13 protein-coding genes and 4 pseudogenes are annotated in these 19,149 nt (G+C 65.5%); 3 read left to right on the forward strand and 14 right to left on the reverse strand.

Annotated elements, in window-relative coordinates; genetic code table 11:
* Nucleotides 1–6: 6 nt before the first annotated feature.
* Nucleotides 7–1,139, reverse strand: a pseudogene (locus ACPEE0_RS15615) (LOG family protein).
* A 217-nt stretch (nucleotides 1,140–1,356) separates the two neighbouring features.
* Between ACPEE0_RS15615 and ACPEE0_RS15620 the strand changes: the two are divergent.
* Both ACPEE0_RS15620 and iolB read left to right on the forward strand, forming a co-directional pair.
* The gene (locus tag ACPEE0_RS15620) at nucleotides 1,357–2,097 is read left to right on the forward strand and encodes a GntR family transcriptional regulator (protein WP_354176406.1); all 741 of its coding nucleotides are present in this window, start codon (nucleotides 1,357–1,359) and stop codon (nucleotides 2,095–2,097) included.
* Between the two features lie 19 nt (nucleotides 2,098–2,116).
* Entirely contained in the window at nucleotides 2,117–3,010 is an 894-nt protein-coding gene (iolB, locus tag ACPEE0_RS15625) for a 5-deoxy-glucuronate isomerase (RefSeq protein WP_009356908.1), read from the forward strand.
* Nucleotides 3,011–3,064: 54 nt separating this feature from the next.
* Here the strand turns inward: iolB and ACPEE0_RS15630 are convergent.
* Nucleotides 3,065–4,281: pseudogene (locus ACPEE0_RS15630) on the reverse strand (MFS transporter).
* Nucleotides 4,282–4,438: 157 nt separating this feature from the next.
* Here ACPEE0_RS15630 and ACPEE0_RS15635 point away from each other — a divergent pair.
* The gene (locus tag ACPEE0_RS15635; protein ID WP_424574836.1) at nucleotides 4,439–4,882 is read left to right on the forward strand and encodes a MarR family winged helix-turn-helix transcriptional regulator; all 444 of its coding nucleotides are present in this window, start codon (nucleotides 4,439–4,441) and stop codon (nucleotides 4,880–4,882) included.
* Nucleotides 4,883–4,904: 22 nt separating this feature from the next.
* On the opposite strand, the gene ACPEE0_RS15640 is transcribed toward ACPEE0_RS15635, so the two are convergent.
* The 12 genes and pseudogenes from ACPEE0_RS15640 to iolD all read right to left on the reverse strand — a co-directional run bounded on the left by ACPEE0_RS15640 (nucleotide 4,905) and on the right by iolD (nucleotide 19,148).
* Nucleotides 4,905–5,942, reverse strand: coding sequence for a Gfo/Idh/MocA family oxidoreductase (locus ACPEE0_RS15640; protein ID WP_354176409.1), 1,038 nt, complete (start codon nucleotides 5,940–5,942; stop codon nucleotides 4,905–4,907).
* The gene (locus tag ACPEE0_RS15645) at nucleotides 5,939–6,724 is read right to left on the reverse strand and encodes a TIM barrel protein (RefSeq protein WP_354176410.1); all 786 of its coding nucleotides are present in this window, start codon (nucleotides 6,722–6,724) and stop codon (nucleotides 5,939–5,941) included. Before ACPEE0_RS15645 ends, ACPEE0_RS15640 begins: the two co-directional genes overlap by 4 nt.
* Nucleotides 6,724–7,812 carry a Gfo/Idh/MocA family oxidoreductase gene (locus ACPEE0_RS15650; protein WP_354176412.1) on the reverse strand — a complete coding sequence of 363 codons (1,089 nt, stop codon included), beginning with the start codon at nucleotides 7,810–7,812 and terminating at the stop codon, nucleotides 6,724–6,726. The genes ACPEE0_RS15645 and ACPEE0_RS15650 overlap by 1 nt, the downstream gene beginning before the upstream one ends.
* 133 nt (nucleotides 7,813–7,945) lie before the next feature.
* Complete coding sequence (locus tag ACPEE0_RS15655; protein ID WP_009356903.1) at nucleotides 7,946–8,872, reverse strand: ATP-binding cassette domain-containing protein; 927 nt, start codon at nucleotides 8,870–8,872, stop codon at nucleotides 7,946–7,948.
* A gap of 5 nt (nucleotides 8,873–8,877) precedes the next feature.
* Nucleotides 8,878–9,937: pseudogene (locus ACPEE0_RS15660) on the reverse strand (ABC transporter permease).
* A gap of 65 nt (nucleotides 9,938–10,002) precedes the next feature.
* A complete protein-coding gene (locus tag ACPEE0_RS15665) occupies nucleotides 10,003–10,995 on the reverse strand; it encodes a substrate-binding domain-containing protein (protein ID WP_133352048.1) in 993 nt (330 codons plus the stop codon).
* Between the two features lie 218 nt (nucleotides 10,996–11,213).
* Nucleotides 11,214–12,662: a sugar porter family MFS transporter gene (locus ACPEE0_RS15670; protein ID WP_424574837.1), complete on the reverse strand. Its 1,449-nt coding sequence runs from the start codon at nucleotides 12,660–12,662 to the stop codon at nucleotides 11,214–11,216.
* Nucleotides 12,659–13,534, reverse strand: coding sequence for a sugar phosphate isomerase/epimerase family protein (locus ACPEE0_RS15675; protein WP_354176414.1), 876 nt, complete (start codon nucleotides 13,532–13,534; stop codon nucleotides 12,659–12,661). Before ACPEE0_RS15675 ends, ACPEE0_RS15670 begins: the two co-directional genes overlap by 4 nt.
* 108 nt (nucleotides 13,535–13,642) lie before the next feature.
* A pseudogene (locus ACPEE0_RS15680) lies at nucleotides 13,643–14,655 on the reverse strand (Gfo/Idh/MocA family protein).
* 33 nt (nucleotides 14,656–14,688) lie between these two features.
* Entirely contained in the window at nucleotides 14,689–15,600 is a 912-nt protein-coding gene (locus ACPEE0_RS15685; protein WP_354176416.1) for a sugar phosphate isomerase/epimerase family protein, read from the reverse strand.
* A 47-nt stretch (nucleotides 15,601–15,647) separates the two neighbouring features.
* On the reverse strand, nucleotides 15,648–17,162 hold the full coding sequence (locus ACPEE0_RS15690) for a CoA-acylating methylmalonate-semialdehyde dehydrogenase (RefSeq protein ID WP_354176418.1): 1,515 nt from the start codon (nucleotides 17,160–17,162) through the stop codon (nucleotides 15,648–15,650).
* A gap of 30 nt (nucleotides 17,163–17,192) precedes the next feature.
* A complete protein-coding gene (gene iolD / locus ACPEE0_RS15695) occupies nucleotides 17,193–19,148 on the reverse strand; it encodes a 3D-(3,5/4)-trihydroxycyclohexane-1,2-dione acylhydrolase (decyclizing) (protein ID WP_200859130.1) in 1,956 nt (651 codons plus the stop codon).
* Nucleotide 19,149: the final 1 nt, after the last annotated feature.

A 19,149-nucleotide genomic window follows, 5' to 3' on the forward strand; every position in this document is an offset into this window, starting at 1 on the left:
GCGCGGCTAGCCCCGCAGGAGCGCCACGGCGTCGTCCACCGTGTCCACCAGGAATATCCGCTCCTCCATCGCCCGGCCTGCCGCCATGGTCCGCAACAGGGGCCACGCCGGATACTCGTGTTCCCAATGGCGCCTGCCCACCAGGACCATCGGCGTGACCTTTTCCCTGGCCCCGTAGTAGTTCTCGCATGCGTCCTGGAAAATCTCCTGGATGGTGCCTGCCGCTCCGGCAGGAAGACGATGCCGCCCTGGCACAGTTCCAGCAGGATTGCTTCGCGGATGGCGTTGGCAAAGTACTTGGCAATGGCGGTGGCGAAATAGTTGGGCGGCTCATGGCCGTAGAACCAGGTGGGGATTCCCAGTGACGGCGTTCCGCCCGGATAGCGTTCGACGACGGCCGCCGCCGCGCGTGCCCACGCCGAGACCGAGGGACGGAAACCGGGAACGGCGGCGAGCATGTCCAGCGCAGCCGGGAGCGCGCCGTCGTCCGCCTGGCTGAGGTAGGCGCCAAGGTTGGCCGCCTCCATGGCGCCCGGTCCCCCGCCGGTGGCAACGGAGAATCCGTTCTGTGCCAACAGCCTGCCGAGCCTTGCCGCCGCCGCGTAGTCCTCGCTGCCACGCTGTGCCGCGTGCCCGCCCATGACGCCCACCATGCGGCGCCCTGACCAGGGAGGGGATGCTGCCAGTTCTTCCAGCGCGTCGCCAATGGCATGGTCGTGCAAGGCAGAGGCAAGCGTCGCGTCCACCCGGTGCCGCAGCCCGGGCTGGATGCTCCACTGGTAGATCCGGGCATCGGGCAGGTCCTCGTAGCGCGCTTCCGCGAGGCCCGCATAGAGCTCCCCGGGCGTGTACAGCGTGGAACGGTACGGATTGAAAGGCACCCCCGCAAGACGGGGAAAGATCAGCGCCCCGCGCCGCCGCAGGCCGTCCTCCACGCCGTCGTCAAATGTGCAGCCCATAAACAGGGCGCCCGCCACATCCAGCCCGTCCAGGACAGCGGACCTGCCCCGCAGGTCCAGGGACTGCGCATGCCAGCCCTGCAGGTGCACCGCGCCGGCGGACACCAGCCGGTCAAAGCTTTCGAGGTCCTCCACCTCCAGGCTGTGGGGATTGGGTCCAAGGTTCCCGGACAGATTCATGCGCACCGCCACCTTCCACTGCTTATCCCCACAGCGTAGGCCACCCACAAAGCAGCGCCCGAGACCGCTGCCCCGGCCGCTGCCACCCTTGACCCTGCTATCGCGCCTGCTACGATCAGGGAAGAAAGTATGTCCTATCAAGAGAACATATGGCGGCAAAGCGGCCGAAACACCTTACGGGGCAGGCTGGAACCGCACTGTAGAACAGGAACGAAACGTGGCGAACAAGCTGGGTCTCAATATCGACCGATCCTCCCCCGTACCCCTCTACCACCAGGTGGTGCAGGGCATCGAGGCCGCGATCTACAGCGGTGTCCTTGAGCCGGGAAGCCGGCTGGACAATGAGATCGACCTCGCGGCCCAGCTGAACCTGTCCCGCCCCACCATGCGCAAAGCCATGGATGAGCTTGTCCGCTCCGGCCTGCTGGTCCGCAAGCGCGGAGTGGGAACCCAGGTGGTATCCAGCCAGGTGCGCCGTCCACTGGAGCTGTCCAGCCTGTATGACGACCTCACCAACAACGGCAAGAAACCCACCACAGACGTCCTGAGTTTTTCCCACATCGAGGCGGACGACGCCATCCTCGCAACACTCCAGCTTCCGGAAGGATCGAAGGTCTACCACTTCACCCGGCTGCGGAAGGTTGGCGGCAAACCCCTGGCCCTGATGGAGAACTGGGTCCGTGATGACATCGCGGAGATGGACCAGGCCATGCTCTCCTCCGAAGGCCTTTACTCCATCCTCCGCCGCGGCGGCGTCAACTTCCGGCTAGCCACGCAGCGGATCGGGGCCATGACCGCCAACGAATACCAGGCCTCCATGCTCGAAACCGTGGAAGGATCGGCCCTCGTGACCATGGAGCGCACAGCGGTTGACGACACCGGACGCCGGGTGGAAACGGGCCAGCACGTGTACCGCGCCGATTCCTACAGCTTTGAAATGACACTCGTACAGCGCTAACCCGCAAGGAGCACACTCCATGACCAACTGGGTCTACCCCCTTGGCACCGCCGCCGACGGCAAGTGGGACGTCTCGATCGGCACCTCCGATTCCTCCCTCACCGTGGACGGCTGGGCACACACGGGACTGAAGGTCGCCACCCTCGCCGCAGGGTCCGACGTCGTCCTTCCCGCCGCGGATGAGGAACGCATCGTAGTGCCGCTTCAGGGATCCTTCACCGTAACGGTCGACGGAACCGGCTATGAACTTGGCGGCCGCGCCTCCGTCTTTTCCGGCCCCAGCGACGTCCTGTACTCGGGAACCGGCAGGGCAGTGTCCATCAGTTCCGCCGCCGGCGGGCGTGTGGCCGTTGCCACCGCGCCCGCCAGGAACTCCTACCCCACCCGCCTGGTGACGGCCGCCGAGACTCCCGTAGAGCTGCGCGGTGCAGGAAATTGCTCCCGCCAGGTCCACAACTTCGGCACGCCCGCCGCGCTGGAGGCGGACCGTTTCATCGTGTGCGAGGTCCTCACCCCTGCCGGCAACTGGTCCTCCTACCCGCCGCACAAGCATGACGAGGAGAAAGAGGGCGAGACGCGCCTCGAGGAGATCTACTACTTCGAGACCCAGGTGGCTGCCGGAGCTGCAGCACCGGAGGACGCCGATGCCATCGGCTACCAGCGCGTCTACGCCTCGGATGAACGGCCCATCGACGTTTCGGCAGAAGTCCGCACCGGCGACGTGGTCCTGGTCCCCTACGGCTGGCACGGCCCCGCGATGGCTGCACCCGGCTACGACCTGTACTACCTCAACGTCATGGCGGGGCCTGGCCCGGTGCGCGAGTGGCTGATCAGCGACGACCCGCACCACGGCTGGGTCCGCCAAAGCTGGGACAACCAGGACATCGACCCGCGCCTGCCGTTCGGCGGCTGACACACCTGCCGCCGCCGGGATAGGCCGGGCGCTGACATCCCTCTGGCCAAAAACTCAGACCGGGGAGGGCTCCGCTTCCTTCACGGGTACGGGTGCGGGGACCTCGGCACGAGCCTGGGTCTGCTTCGCGGCTGCCGCCGCGCAGGCCATGACTGCCAGGCCCAGGCCCAGTAGGGTGATGCCGGCACCCGCCCAGATCGGTGACGTGTAGCCCAGTCCTGCCGTGATGGTGACGCCGCCGAGCCATGCGCCCAGGGCGTTGCCCACGTTGAAGGCACCGATGTTGGCGCCGGAGGCCAGGGTGGGAGCGTTGCTGGCGTACTTCATCACGCGCATCTGCAGGCCGGGCACCGTGGCGAATCCGAAGCCGCCCATCAGCAGCAGTGAGGCGATGGTCAGCGCCTGGCTGCCCGCCGTCAGCGCGAAGACCACCAGGACCACGAAGAGGGCTGCGAGCACCACCAGCAGGGTGCGGTCCACATTACGGTCTGCAGCTTTGCCGCCAAGGGTGTTGCCGGCGAACAGCCCGACGCCGAAGAGGATCAGAAGCCAGGGAACGGCAGTGGCGGCGAAGCCGGATACTTCCGTGAGCGTATAGGCGATGTAGGTGAAGGCACCGAACATGCCGCCGAAGCCGAGGATGGTCACGATGATGGAGAGCCAGACCTGGCGGGAGCGGAAAGCCGCCAGCTCGCGGCGCAGCCCGCCCGCCTCGGCCTCGGCTCCGGCAGCCTTCGGCACCAGGAACAGGATTCCGGCCAGTGCCGCCAGTCCTATGACGGCGATGGCCCAGAACGTGGCGCGCCACCCAGCAGCCTGTCCCAGCAGGGTTCCGAAGGGCACACCCAGGACATTGGCGGCGTCAGGCCGGTGAACATGAGGGCGATGGCGCCTGCCTTCTTGCTGGGAACCACCATATCGGCCGCCACCACGGCTCCGATGCCGAAGAAGGCTCCGTGCGCGAGTGCCGCGATGACCCGGCCAAGCATCATGGGCCAGTAGTCGGCGGCAGTGGCGGACAGCAGGTTGCCGGCAATGAACAGGACCAGCAGGGCGGCGAGCACGGGCTTGCGGTCGAGGCGCGTCACAGCGGCGGTCAGCCCGAGGGCTCCCACAACCACAGCCAGCGCATAGCCGGAAATAAACCAGCCGGCGGAAGCTTCGCTGACGCCGAAATCTGCTGCCACCTCGGGCAGCAGGCCCATGATGACGAATTCGGTGAGACCGATCCCAAAGCCGCCGAGGGCTAGGGCTAGAAGGCCGAGAGGCATGCGGACGCTCCTTTGAGCTGTACGTGTCGGGGGAACGCGCCTAGAATAGTTGCAGGCGCGGGATTTATTGTTGCACATGCAAATATCCCGCGCAAGCAACTATTTCCGTATCCGCTGGCGGCCGCCTCCCGGCTCCCAGCCAAAAGGAGTAAACACCATGGGCATCAAGGACGACGCCGTCGAGGTCCGCGCGCAAGGATGGCGGACCCTGGCGGCACTTCACGGCCTGATTGAAGGCGAACTTGAGCGTGCCCTCCAGGCCGGATCGAAGCTCTCAGTCGTGGAGTACACGGTCCTGGACGCACTGAGCCGCCAGGACGGCTGGCACATGCGGATGCAGCAGTTGGCCCGCGCCACAGCCCTGAGCCCCAGTGCCACCACCCGCCTGGTCAACCGGCTCGAGGACCGGGGGCTCCTCACCCGGATCCTGTGCGACGATGACCGGCGTGGCATATACACCGAGCTGACGGCAAACGGCAGCAGCCTCCTGGCGGAGGCCCGTCCCGTGCATGACGCAACGCTGGAACAGGCACTTAACGAAGCGCAGGACATCCCCGAACTGGCACCCCTCGTGGACGCCCTCCCAAACTGCACGCAGTGAGCTGACCGGCTTTCCCTGCGTATCAGGGCATCCGGCTCGGCACCGCGCTTGCCACCCTTACCGGCAAGCCGCTCGCCAGCGACTCCTGGGCGGCGTCGGCAACCCGCGATGCTGCCACGGCGTCCTCGGGGGTGCAGGGGTTTTTCCTGCGCCCCAAAATCAGCTCCACGAATGCCTGCATTTCCGATCTGTACGCCTGGTCGAAGCGCTCCGCGAACGTTCTGTGTGGCTTCCCCGCCGGAAAGGCGACACCGGGTTCGGCGGAAACCATCGCCGACCTGTCGTCCAGCCCCACCACCAGCGATGCGGCCGAGCCCTGGATCTCCAGCCGGACATCGTGGCCCGCCCCGTTGTAGCGGCTGGCGGAGACGGTCCCTACCGTGCCGTCGTCGAACGTCACCAAAGCCAGCGCGGTGTCCACATCTCCCACGGACCCGATGGCCGCGTCACCGTTGTTCGAACCCTTGGCGTACACCTCCACGATCTCGCGGCCGGTCAGCCAGCGGAGGATATCGAAGTCGTGGACCGAACAGTCACGGAACAAACCCCCGGACGTGGCCAGGAACTCGACAGGCGGCGGCGCCACGTCGCAGGTGACGGCCCGGAGCGAATGGATCCAGCCCAGCTCCCCGGCCCGGAAGGCGCGCCTGGCCTCAAGATAGCCGGCATCAAAGCGCCGCTGGTGGCCGACCTGGACCACTCCGTTGTTGCTGCGGATGTAGTCCAGCACGGGCAGGGCGTCCTCCACGTTCATGGCGACCGGCTTCTCGCAAAAGACGGGAATCCCCGCATCCACCCCGGCGCGGATCAGCTCGGGGTGGGTCCCGGTCCCGGTCGCGATCACGAGCCCCTGGACCCCCGAGGCGAGCAGCGCCTCCACGGACGGCAGGAACTCGGCATCAAGTTCGGCCGCCACGTTGCGCGCGTGCTCCTCCGCGACGTCCGTCAGCCGGAGCCGGACGTCGATTCCGTGGAGGAGTCCATTGAGCGCTGCGATGTTGTTGGTATGCATCACCCCGATCCGGCCCACACCGACCAGGCCAAGCACTACGCTTCTCATGGCTTTTCCTCTGCGTAGACGCTGAAGGCGGCCCGGAAGGCGTCAAGGGCCGCGGTGCTGTCATCCTTCGCCCAGGCTTCCATGCCAACGGTTCCCTCATAGCCGGCGTCTGCGAGCGCCCGGGCCACTGCCCCGTAATTGATCTCCCCGGTGCCGGGTTCACAGCGGCCGGGCACGTCCGCCACCTGGATCTCACCGATGTACGGCAGGGCGGACCGCACCAGTTCGATCAGGTTTCCCTCCCCCAACTGGGCGTGGTACAGGTCCAGCATCATCCTGGCATGCGGATGGGCGGCCGCTTCCACCAGCGCCAGCGTGTCCTTGGCCCGCGCCAGGGGGATCCCGGGGTGGTCCAGGATCGTATTGAGGTTTTCCAGGCAAAAGGTTACGCCGTGCCTTTCGCCCAACCTCCCGAGCCGTTCCAGGGTCCGCGCACCCGTGGCCCACATGCGGCCGGTGGAACGGTACACGGGGCGGGCGGCCCGGCCGTCCACCAGTTCGCCGGGGTGCACCACCATGCGGCTGACCCCGAGTTCCAGGGCAGTGGGAATCAACGCTTCGGCGGTGCGGACCACGTCGTCGGCAGTGTCCGGGTCCACCAGGCTGCCGGCCGAGTAGCCCGTCATGGAGGAAAAGACGGCACCGGTGGCCTTCAGTGCCTGGAGGTCCTTGCCACGCGAATCCCAGATCTCGACGTCGAATCCGGCCTCGTGGATCCTCTTGACCCGCTCAACAAACGGAAGGTCGGTGAAGACCATTTCCGCGCAGACCGCGAGGCGCATCAGACGGCTGCCTTCTCAGCGACGGGAACCGGGGCACCGCTCTTGACGGACTCGATGCAGGCGAGCGCCATGGCCAGCGCCCGGCGGGCGTCGGCAGCCCCCGGGGTGAGGGTGACACCCGACGACGGTACGGGCCCGCCGTCGCGCTTTGCCCGCACTGCCGCGGCGAAATCGGCGAGTTCGTCCGTGTATGCCTGGCGGAAGAGCTCGATGTTGAGCCGCGGGGTATCTGCGGAAAGCCCGTCCGCGGTGTAGCGGCGTGCTGCTGTTTCCGTGGAACGTCCGGCCTGCACCATGCCTTTCGAGCCGAAGACCTCGCCGCGGATGTCATACCCGTAAAGTGCGCTGAAGTTGGCCTCGGCCACTGCGATGGCGCCGTTGCTGTACCGGATGGTCACCACGGCGGTGTCCAGGAAACCTTGGTCACGCAGGGACGGCTCCACGAGCGCATCGGCCACAGCGTAGACTTCCACGGGCTCGGCACCCTCATTGAGCCAGTTGAGGGTGTCAAAGTCGTGGATGAGGGTCTCCAGGAAGATGGTCCAGGCGGGCACCCTTGCTGCATTGGGGATGCTTCCGTTGCCGGGATCCCGTGTCAGCGAGCGCAGGAGCTGCGGTGTCCCGGCAACACCGTCCGCCAGGTCTTTCTTGGCGGCCCGGAAATCGTCCGCGTACCGGCGGTTGAAACCGATCTGGAAGTGCACGCCCGCTTCCTCTACCGCGGTGAGTGCGGCGTCGAGCTCCTCCAGTCCCTGCCCGCCCGGCTTTTCGCAGAAGACGTGTTTCCCCGCAGCAGCTGCCTGCGCAATCAACGGGGCATGGAAGCGTGCAGGGCTGGCAATGACGACGGCGTCGATGTCCGGGTCGGCCAGGAGGTCGTCTGCGCTGGCCGTGACCTTTGAGGTGCCAAGTTCCCCGGCCAGTGCACGGGCGGATTCGACGTTGGGGTCTGCGATGGCGGCCAGAATGGTGCCCGGGACACGGCGGGCGATGCTTTCCGCATGGAAGGCGCCCATCCAGCCGGAGCCGATGAGCCCGATCCGGACCGGGGCCGCGCCTTGTGGTGGATCCTGGATGATGTAAGCCATTGGCTCGTCCTTTCAAGTAGTCAGAACAGGTGGAAGTTCAGTCGGGTGAGCGTCCCGGGAATCCAGAACGGAGGACACCCGCAGGCGGCCGGGCCCGTCCGGATTCTCCGGCGGGCCCGGCGCAGGTGTCCTGCTACACGTGCCGCGGGCTGTCTTCCTTCAGCGACTCGGAGGTGTGGGCAACCTCGGCCTGGACCTCCTTGACCACGTCGCCGTGTCCGCCCAGCTGTTCAAGCTCGTGGGCGAGTTCGGCGAGTTCGGCGCCACCGGCCATCTGGGCGGTGAGCTCGTCCAGGGTGATGTCCTTCTTGTCGTAGTAGCCGATCGACTTTCCGCGCTTGAGCAGCAGGAAGCGGTCCCCGACAGGGAAGGCATGGTGGGGGTTGTGGGTAATGAAGATGACTCCAAGGCCGCGGTCCCGCGCCTGGAGGATGTAGCGCAGGACCACGCCTGACTGCTTCACGCCGAGGGCCGCCGTCGGCTCGTCCAGGATCAGGACCTTGGCGCCGAAGTACACCGCCCGGGCAATGGCGACGCACTGCCGCTCACCGCCGGAGAGCTGGCCAATGGGCTGCTCGACGTCGCGCAGGTCGATGCCCATGTCGGCGAGTTCCTTCTTGGTGACGTCCTTCATCGTCTGGACGTCCAGCTTCTTGAAGGGCCCGAAGCCGGTGGTCAGCTCCGAGCCCAGGAAGAAGTTGCGCCAGATGGGCATCAGGGGAACCACGGCTAGGTCCTGGTAGACGGTTGCGATGCCGACATCCAGGGCGTCCCGCGGCGAACTGAACTTGCGCTCCTCCCCCATGACCTTCAGGACGCCTTCGTCGTGCTGGTGCAGCCCGGCGATGATCTTGATCAGGGTGGATTTGCCGGCACCGTTGTCGCCAAGGACGCAGGTGACCCGGCCGTTGTCCACGGCCATCGTGACGTCGGTGAGGGCGACGATGCTGCCGTAGTGCTTGCCCACGCTCTCCAGGGAAAGCAGGTGGACGGGGGTGTGGGTCAGCGGGTCCTTCTCATCCTTGAGGAGCTGCTGCTGGTCGATTTGATTGGCACTCATGGTTATCAGCCCTTACTTGCGTCTGCGCGCCGCTTGACGATCAGGTTCACGATGGTGGCCAGGAGCAGCATCAGGCCCAGGAAGAACTTGAACCAGTCGGGGTTCCACTGGGCGTAGACGATACCTTTGTTGGCCATGCCGAAGATGAAGGCGCCGATCGCGCCACCCACTGCCGAGCCGTAGCCGCCCGTGAGGAGGCAGCCGCCGATGACTGCGGCGATGATGTAAAGGAACTCGTTGCCCACGCCTTCTCCGGACTGCACGGCGTCGAAGGCGAACAGGTTGTGCATGCCAAGGACCCAGCCGCAGAAACCGACGGCCATGAAGAGGCCGATCTTGGTTGCCTTGACCGGCACGCCCACGGCACGTGCGGCGTTCGCGTCGCCGCCTACGGCGAATATCCAGTTGCCCACCTTGGTCCGCAGCAGCACCCAGGATGCCACGGCGACAAGCGCGATCCAGATGAAGACAGTGTTGTTGACGTCCACGCCGCCGATTTTGACCGAGGAGGCGAAGACCGCCCGGGCTGCCTGGTAGCCGTCCATGTCGGAAATCGACGGGGAGGACACGCCCCCGCCGATCATGCGGGTCAGTCCGAGGTTGAGGCCCGTCAGCATCAGGAATGTGGCGAGGGTGACGATAAAGCTCGGCAATTTGGTCTTCATCAGGATCCAGCCGTTGATGAAGCCGATGCCCAGGGACACGACCAGCGCCAGGACCACGCCCACCCACACGTTCATGCTGAAGTACCAGCTGAACATGGAGGCGGTGAGGGCGGAGCTGATGACGGCGACGCCGGTGGAGAGATCGAACTCCCCGCCGATCATCAGCAGTGACACCCCAACTGCCATGATGCCGATGGTGGAGCTGCCGTACAGGACGGTGGCAAAGGCGTTCGGCTGGATGAACGTCTGTGAGACGGAGGCGAAAAAGACGAAGAGGACGATGGCGCCGACGAGGGCGCCCACTTCGGGACGTGCCAGGAGCTTCTGGAAAGGGTTGCGCTTGATGAGTCGCTCGTCGCGCAGCGCCGGGGGGCTTTGTCACGCTCTGGGTGATGGTCATGATGGTTCTCCTACCTAGGGCCGGGTCCGTGGCCCGGGGCCGCGGACCCGGCGGGAGGGGTGTCCCTAGCGGACACCCTCCTTGGCGAATTCGAGGACGGCGGGAGCGGTTTCCTGATCAACGATCGAGGGACCGGTCAACACAGGCTGGCCGCCGCCGACCTGGAAGCCGCCGCGCTTGGCCTGCCAGAGCGCATCAATGGCGCCGTAGCCCTGCAGCCACGGCTGCTGGTCCACCGTGAAAGCGATCTCGCCGTCAACAATTTTTTGGGCGAGTTCGGCATTCATGTCGAAGGAGGCGACTTTTGCTTTGCTCCCGGCGCTGGTCACGGCTTTCAGGATGGTGAGTGTGTAGGGTGCGCCGAGACCGATAATGGCGTCAGCGTCGGCGGTTGCCTGGAGTTTGGCGGTGACCGTTGAGGAAACCTGGGCCATGTCGGTGCCGGGCACGTAGAGGATTTCTGTTCCGGCCACTTTTTCCTTGACACCGGCGCATCGGGCTTCGAGGCCCACATGCCCCTGTTCCTGGATGACGCAGATGGGGTGGTCGAGCCCCAGTTCGCTGAGCTTGGATCCGACGGCGGCACCGGCGAGTTTCTCGTTGGAGCCGAAGTGGGTGAAGGCGCCAAGCTGGGCGGAGACAGATTCGCCGGCATTCAGGCTGACAACCGGGATGCCAGCGTCGGTCGCCTTTTGCAGGGCGTCCTTGAGGGCGTCCGGCTTTGCCAGTGTTACTGCGATGCCGTCGACCTTCTGGTCGATTGCCTGCTGGATCAGCTGTGCCTGGCGTCCGCCTTCAGGGTCCGAGGTGTACAGCAACTCCACATTGTCCTTCGCGGAGGCTTCCTCCGCGCCCTTCCGGACGATGTCCCAGAAGGTGTCCCCCGGAGCGGCGTGGGTGATCAGGGCGATCTTCATGCGTTCAGTGGTGGCAACCTGGCCGCCGCCCGTGGTGCCGGCTTGCTCAGTCCTGCCGCCGGTGCTGGAGCAGGCGCTCAAAGCCATCATGGGTGCAACCGCTGCCACCAGGGCCGCTTTCCGCCAGGAAAACTTCTTCACGATAAATCTCCTTTGATTCAGGCCCTCACGCACGCTTCCTTACGTGCATTCTTTTGCCTTCCCCTCGATCATGGTGACCCGGTTCACAAAAGTCAAGACTTTGTCCTGTCATTAGCATGTTCTTACGTAGGAAAAGCCTTGTGTCTTAACACGCAATGCCCCGCTGAGAGAGTTCTCAACGGGGCATTGCGGGGCGTGGTGGGACAGGAGTCTGTCCGCTACTCGCGTCCACCTGCGGGGACTTCCGCTGGGGCACCTGCCAGGTTCTTGAAGTAGTGTTCCAGGTCCTCAAGGCTCTTGTCCTTGGTCTCCGGAACGTACTTCGCCGCAAAGGCAATGGCCCCCACGCCCAGGACTGCGAACACGAAGAAGGTGTTGGACAGCCCTATCGCGGCGAGGAGCTGGGGGAAACCGAAGCCCACCAGGAAGTTCACGATCCACAGGACAAAGGCGGACGCTCCCATGCCCAATCCGCGGATCTTTAGCGGGAAGATCTCAGACAACATAAGCCAGGTCACCGGAGAGATGGCGCCCTGCTGGAAGGCAAGGAACGTCACTGTCAGCGACAGGATGACGAAGCCGCGGGCAGCGCCCTCTGGCAGGATCAGTGAGAAAAGGCCAATCAACAGCAGGGCCGACGTCGTTCCCACCTGCCCGGTGATGAGCATCCGCCTGCGCCCCACCCTGCCCAGCAGCCAGATGCCCACGAAGGTGGCGAGGACAGAGATCACGCCGTTGGCGATGTTGGCCGTCAGCGCCGCCTCCCGGCCGAACCCGGACTCGGCCAGGATCTGGGTGCCGTAGTACATGATGGAGTTCACGCCGGTGATTTGCTGGATGACCGCCAGGCCCAGGCCCACGAAGAAAATCCTGCGAAGCCACGGGATGCCCAGGTCCTTCCACGTGCCCATCTTGGACTTGTAGTCCTCCACGGCCATCGCCTTGACCTCTTCGAACTCCGCGCGCGCGTCCTCCTGCGAGCGGATGCGCTGCAGCACGCTGAGGGTCTCGCCGAAGCTGCCCATCGAGGCCAGCCACCGCGGGCTCTCCGGCATGAAGTTCATGCCGATCCACAAGGCAATGGCCGGCAGGGTGGCGATGACGAGCATCCAGCGCCAGATGCCGCCGGACTCTCCGAAGGTGTTGCCCAGGTAGGCGTTGAAGATGAAGGCGAGCAGCTGGCCGGTGACGATCATCAGCTCGTTCTGGGTGACGATCCGTCCGCGGCGTGCGCTGGGGGAAACCTCCGCGAGGTACACGGGGACGGTCACCGAGGCACCGCCGACGGCGAGGCCCAGCACGAACCGGGCGGCGATCATCACCTCGGTGCTGGGTGAGAACGTGCAGGCAAGGGTGCCCACCAGGAAGATGATGGCCAGGACCATGATCATCTTGCGCCGGCCATTCCGGTCAGCGAGACGGCCGCCGAACAATGCGCCGAAGGCTGCACCGAACAGCAGCGACGACGTCACCAGGCCCTCGGTCAGCGGCGTCAGGCCCAGGTCCTCCTGCATATACGGCAGGGCTCCGTTGATGACGCCGGTGTCATAGCCGAACAGCAGGCCGCCGAACGTGGAAATGATGGTGACGGTCCGGAGCGCCTTTTTGTGGTTGCCGGGCTGCTTCCCTGCTTTTGGCGCCGCGGATAAGGGGTGCGCCTCACTCATGCAGTGACCTTCTGGACGTACTGCTTCATGGTCTCCAGCTGGTAGCGGGACACCTCTTCGGCGTTCTCGTCCTCGGCGAAAACGCTGGAGACCATAACGGTGTCGTCCCGGTCCAGGAAACCGATCTCGTTCAAACCGCCGAAGAACTCATCCCAGTTGACGTCGCCGTCGCCGATCTTCAGGTGCTGGTGTACCCGGACCGGGTTGCCCGGCGGGTTGGTGATGTAGCGAAGGCCGTGGGAGGCATGGTGGTCCATGGTGTCCGCCACGTGGACCAGGCGCAGTTTGTCCCCTGCGGCGCGCATGATATCCAGCGGCGAGTTCCGCATATGGAAGCTGTGCGAGGCGACGTACACCATGCCCACGTTCTTGGAGTTCACACCACGGATCACGCGGATGGCGGCCAGGCCTTCCTCCACGAAGTCGTCAGGGTGCGGGTCGATGAGCAGGTCGATGCCTTCCCGCTCGATGATGGGCAGCAGTTCCTCCATGGAGCGGTAGAAGGCGCGTTCTGATTCCTCGGCCTTTTCCGGGCGGCCGCTGAACTCGGTGTTCATGGTGCTGACGCCAAGGTCAACCGTGATCTGGATGGCGCGCTTCCAGTAACGGACCGCCGCCTCGCGGGCGCCCTCGTCCGGGCCGGACCAGCGGAGCACCGGGAGTACGGAAGCGATTTCAATCCCCGCGTTCCTGCAGGCCTTGTTCAACTGGCCCACCAGTTCATCGTCCGCTTTGGGGTGGTTGTAGAAGGGGATGAAGTCCGCATGCGGCGTCATCTGCATGTATTTGTAGCCGAGATCCGCTACCACCTTGGGAAACTCGAGCAGGCTGTGCGAGTGGTGGAAGGGTGTGGGGTCAAGGGCTATTTTCACGTAAAACACTCCATCGTGGAACAGTAAGACTGAAGGAGTTTTTGTCCGGATACGGCGGGCTGCAACGCCCTGAAGTCGCTTTATCTGGACAAAAACTCCCAGCGGCGGCTACTTGTACAGGTCCGGCTTGGCAGCCAGCTTCACGGCCACCTTTTCGCCGTTCTTCTGCGCTTCAACGCCGGCTTCGCAGCAGGCGGCGGTGGCGTAGCCATCCCAGGCCGAGGGTCCGCCGATTTCACCGTTCAGTGCCGCGTCCACCCAGGACTGGATTTCGACGTCGTATGCGGCACCGAAGCGTTCTTCGAAGCCGGGGGTGACGTTGCCGCCCCAGTGGCCGGCGCTGCGCGTGTAAGGACCCTGGTCCCCGCCGATGCTGACAATGCCGTCCTCGAAGGACGCCTGGGTGGCCACCTCGTAGCCGAACTTGGCGTTGACGAAGATTTCGACGTCGGCCAGGACACCTGATTCGGTTTCAAGCAGGACGTGCTGGGGATCGTGCTGGCCGGAGGGGGCGTTCCTGCTGGCCTTGCCAAGGCGGACCTGGACGCTGGTGATTTCCTCGCCGGTGAAGAAGCGGATGGCGTCGAACTCGTGCACCACGGAGTCGTTGATCAGCATTTCGTTGGTGAAGCCCTCTGGCGTGGAGGGGTTGCGGTGCTGGTGGTGCAGCATGAGCAGCTCACCGAGTTCGTGGTCACGGATGATCTTGCCCAGCGAGGCGTATTCGGCGTCGAAGCGGCGCATAAAGCCGACCTGGATGCGCTTGCGGCCGAGCTCAACCTCGGCCTGGACAATCTTCCAGGCCGATTCGGCGTCCGGGGTCAGGGGCTTTTCGCAAAGGATGGGGATGTCCTTGGCGATGGCCTTGAGCAGGATGTCCTCGTGCAGGAATCCGGGGGTTGCGATCAGGACGGCGTTGACGTCGCCGTTGTTGAGCGCTTCCTCGGCGTCGGCCAGGGCGACGGCGCCGGGATGCCTTCGACGGCGGCCTGCGCACGCGCCAGGTCGACGTCGACGACGGCGGCAACTTCGGCGCCGTGGATGCGCTTGTTGAGGCGCTGGATGTGGTCGGCGCCCATGCGTCCGGCACCGATGACGGCTACGCGGAGGGTTTCAGTCATTGTTCTGTCCTTCGATGTCTGTGGTGGGTGAGGTCAGTTGACCGCAGTACGGGATCCGCAGGAGAGCAGGTAGTTCCGGGTCCGCTTGGCGATGGGCATGGGCACATCGAACGCGACGGGGTACATGTCCTGCTCCACGATGCCGAAGATGGGCCGGTTCAGCGCCTCCACCGCTTCAATGACGGCGCGCAGGTCCGGCAGCCCGTTCGGGGGTTCGGTCATGACGCCGGCCAGGTTCGCTGCCGCCCAGGTCATGTTCTCCTCGTTGACCTTCTTGAGGATCTCCGGGTTGATCTGCTTCAGGTGCAGGTAGCCGATCCGGTCCGGGTAGTTCTTTATCAGGTCCAGGCTGGACGCTCCGCAGTATTCGGCGTGTCCGGTGTCGAGGCAGAGGTTCAGGTACTGCGGATCGGTGGCGCCCAGCAGCGTCTCGATGTCGGCCTGGGCGCCGACGTGGGAGTCGGCGTGGGAGTGGAACTGCTGATTCAGGCCGAAGTCTTCCAGCAGGGTCTTGCCAAGGCGGTTGTGGCCTGCGAACAGGTCGCTCCAGGCCTTGTCGCTCAGTGTGCCGCTTTCCACTGCTTCGCCGGTGACGTCGTCCCGCCACATCGCCGGAATGACCACCATATGTTCACCGCCCATGGCCGCGGTGAGTTCGGCGACCTTGCGGGCTGGTTCCCAGGCGGTTTCCCACTGGTCCAGGCCGCGGTGGAAGGCGGTGAAGACTGTACCTGCCGTGACCTTGAGGTCGCGCTGCTTCAGCTCTTCGGCCAGGCGGGTGGGGTCTGTCGGGAGGTAGCCGTAGGGGCCGAGCTCGATCCACTTGTAGCCGGATTCGGCCACCTCGTCGAGGAACCGCTCCCACGGCGTCTGCTTGGGATCGTCCGGGAACCAGACACCCCAGGAGTCCGGAGCGGTACCGATTATCAGCTTGTTCTCAGTCATTGTCAGTTCCTTAGGAGGGTTTCGACAGGCTCAACCACCGGAAGCCGTTAGTTGGAGGGGAAGTTGTAGGAGGCGCCGGAGGCGTGGTGGGTTTCGGGCCAGCGGGAGGTGATGACCTTGCCGCGGGTGTAGAAGGAGACGCCTTCGGGGCCGTAGATGTGCTTGTCGCCGAAGAGGGAGGCTTTCCAGCCGCCGAAGGAGTGGTAGGCCACCGGGACGGGCAGGGGCACATTGATGCCGATCATTCCCACGGTCACGGAGCGCTGGAATTTCCGGGCTGCGGCGCCGGAGGAGGTGAAGATGGCGGTGCCGTTGCCGTAGGGGTTGGCGTTGATCAGTGCGATGCCGTCCTCGAGGGTGTCGACGCGGACGACGACCAGGACGGGGCCGAAGATTTCCTCGGTGTATGCGGTCATTTCGGTTTTGACGTGGTCGAGGACGGTGGGGCCCACCCAGAAGCCATCTTCGTGGCCGGGGACCACGAGGTCGCGGCCGTCCACGACCATGGCCGCGCCGGCGGCTTCGGCTTCGGTGACGATCCGGACGATGCGCTCCTTGGAGGCGGGGGTGATGACCGGGCCCATTTCGGCGTCGGGGGCGGTGCCGTTGTTGACCTTCACGGCCAGGGCGCGTTCTTCGACCTTCTTGACGATCAGGTCCGCTGCGTCCCCGACGGCGACGGCGACGGAGATGGCCATGCAGCGTTCGCCGGCGGAGCCGAAGGCGGCGGCGGCGAGGTGGTCGGCGGCGTTGTCCAGGTCGGCGTCGGGCAGGACGATGGCGTGGTTCTTCGCCCCGCCCAGGGCCTGGACGCGCTTGCCGTGCTTGGTGGCGGTCTCGTGGACGTACTGGGCGATGGGGGTGGAGCCGACGAAGGAGATGCCGTCCACGTCCGGGTGGGTCAGGAGCCCGTCGACGGTTTCCTTGTCGCCGTGCAGGACCTGGAACACGCCGTCGGGCAGGCCGGCTTCCTTCCAGAGCCTGGCGAGCAGCAGCGACGGGGAGGGGTCGCGTTCGGAGGGTTTGAGGATGAAGGCGTTGCCGGTGGCGATGGCCATCGGGGCCATCCACAAGGGCACCATGACGGGGAAGTTGAACGGCGTGATGCCCGCGACGACGCCGAGCGGCTCGCGGAAGTTGAAGACGTCGATGCCGGTGGAGACCTGGTCCGAGTAGTCGCCCTTGAGCAGGGTGGGGATGCCGCAGGCGTACTCGATGACTTCCAGGCCACGGCCGATCTCGCCCTTGGCGTCGGAGAGGACCTTGCCGTGCTCTGCGGTGATCAGCGCGGCGAGGTCGTCGACGTGGGCGGCGACGAGTTCGCGGAACTTGAACAGCACGGCGGTGCGCTTGGCCAGGGAGATATCACCCCAGATGTCGGCGGCCTTGCGGGCAGCAGCGACCGTAGTTTCGAGGTCGGCACGGTTGGCCAGCCGCAGCTCTGCGCTGACCTGGCCGGTGGCCGGGTTGTACACGTTCGTAGTGCGGTCGCCCTCGCCGGCGGTTTCGGCGCCGTTGATGAAGTGGTTGATGACAGTGGTTTCGGTGGTGGTGGCAGTCATGGGGCTCTTCCTTGAGTGATGGAAAGGAGGTCAGCCGAGCAGTTTGCGCTGGCGGGCTTTGTGGTCGGTGTAGGTCTGGAAGGCCTGTTTCGTGGAGTCCAGTTCGGAGACCTGGGAGACGGGAACATCCCACCAGGACTCGGAGGACGGGGCGTCCAGCAGCGGGTCGGATTCGACGTGGATCAGGATGGGCCCGGTGCCCTCGGGTGCGGCCTTGGCATCGCGGATCGCCTGTTCGAGTTCGGCGATGACCTTCTCCCCCGGCTCCACGCGGATGACCTTCACACCCAGGGACTCGGCGTTCAGGGCCAGGTCCACCGGCAGGGTGTCGCCTTCGTCGAAGCTGTGCTGTTCCTGGTTCAGCGCGCGGTACTGGGTGCCGAACCGCTGCGATCCCAGGGATTCGGAGAGGGATCCGATGGAGGCGTAGCCGTGGTTCTGGATCAGGACCACGATCAGCTTGATCCGTTCGGCGACGGCGGTGACCAGTTCGGTGTGCATCATCAGATAGGAGCCGTCCCCCACCATAACGACGACGTCGCGCTGGGTTCCGCCGTTGGCGGCTTCAGCCAGCGCCGCGCGCTTGACGCCCAGGCCGCCGGGGATTTCGTAGCCCATGCAGGAGTATGCGTATTCCACGTGGTAGCCGAACGGGTCACGGACCCGCCACATCTTGTGCAGGTCGCCAGGCAGTGACCCCGCTGCACAGATCACCACATCCTTCGCGTCCATGGCGCGGGAAGTGGCGCCGATGATCTCGTTCTGCGCCGGCAGCGGGGTGTGGCGGGTGTCGAACACCTCGTCCACGGTGGTGTTCCACCGCTGCTTCTCCGCCGCGACCTTCTGCTCCAGGTCGGCGCCGACCCGGTAGCCGCCCAGGGCTGCGTTGAGCTTGGCCAGGGCCTTGCGGGCGTCGGCGACGATCGGCAGCGTGGTGCCGTGCTTGTACGCGTCGATCGCGGCGACGTTGATGTTGATGAACTTCACGTCCGGGTTCTGGAACGCGGTCCGGGACGCGGTGGTGAAGTCCTCGTAGCGGGTGCCGATGCCGATGACCAGGTCCGCTTCGGCGGCGATGGCGTTCGCCGCCGTCGTGCCGGTGGAGCCGATCGCGCCGAGGGACTGGGCGTGGTCCCAGGGCAGGACGCCGACGCCTGCCTGGGTGTTGCCTACCGGGATCCCGGTCAGCTCCACGAACCTGGCAAGCTCATCCGCGGCGTAGGCGTACAGGACGCCGCCGCCCGCGATGACCAGGGGCCGCTTCGCAGCCCTGATGGCTGCTGCGGCGCGGGCAATATCCTGATCGTCGGCGTCGGGCCGGCGGATCCGCCATTCCCGCTCGGCCAGGAACTCATCGGGCACATCGAACGCCTCGGCCTGGACGTCCTGCGGCAGCGAGATGGTCACGGCGCCGGTTTCGGCCGGGTCGGTCAGGACGCGCAGGCCGTGGTGGAACGCGGAAAACAGCTGCTCCGGCCGGTTGACCCGGTCGAAGAACTTCGACAGCGGACGGAACGCGTCGTTGACGGTGATGTCGTACGCGTAGGGCTGCTCCAGTTGCTGCAGCACAGGGTCAGCGGCGCGGGTGGCGAACGTGTCGGAGGGCAGCAGCAGCACCGGCAGCCGGTTGGTGGTGGCCAGCGCAGCACCGGTCAGCAGGTTGGACGAACCCGGGCCGATCGAGGTGCTGATCGCGAAGGTCTGCCGGCGGCGCGTGTGCCGGGCGTACCCGACGGCCTGGTGGACCTGGGCTTGTTCGTTCCGGCCCTGGTAGTACGGCATGATCGTCGGGTCAAGCTGCTGGTACTGCTTCAGCGCCTGGCCCACACCGGCCACGTTGCCGTGCCCGAAGATGCCGAACGTTCCCGGGATCAGCCGCTCCCGGTAGTCAACGCCGTTGACCGTGTCCACGGTGTACTGCTTGGAGAGGTATTCGACGACGGCCTGGGCCACCGTTATTCTGCGGGTTCCTGTTTTTGTTCCCATG

The organism is Arthrobacter sp. SD76, from assembly GCF_049726125.1.
Lineage (GTDB): Bacteria > Actinomycetota > Actinomycetes > Actinomycetales > Micrococcaceae > Arthrobacter > Arthrobacter nitrophenolicus.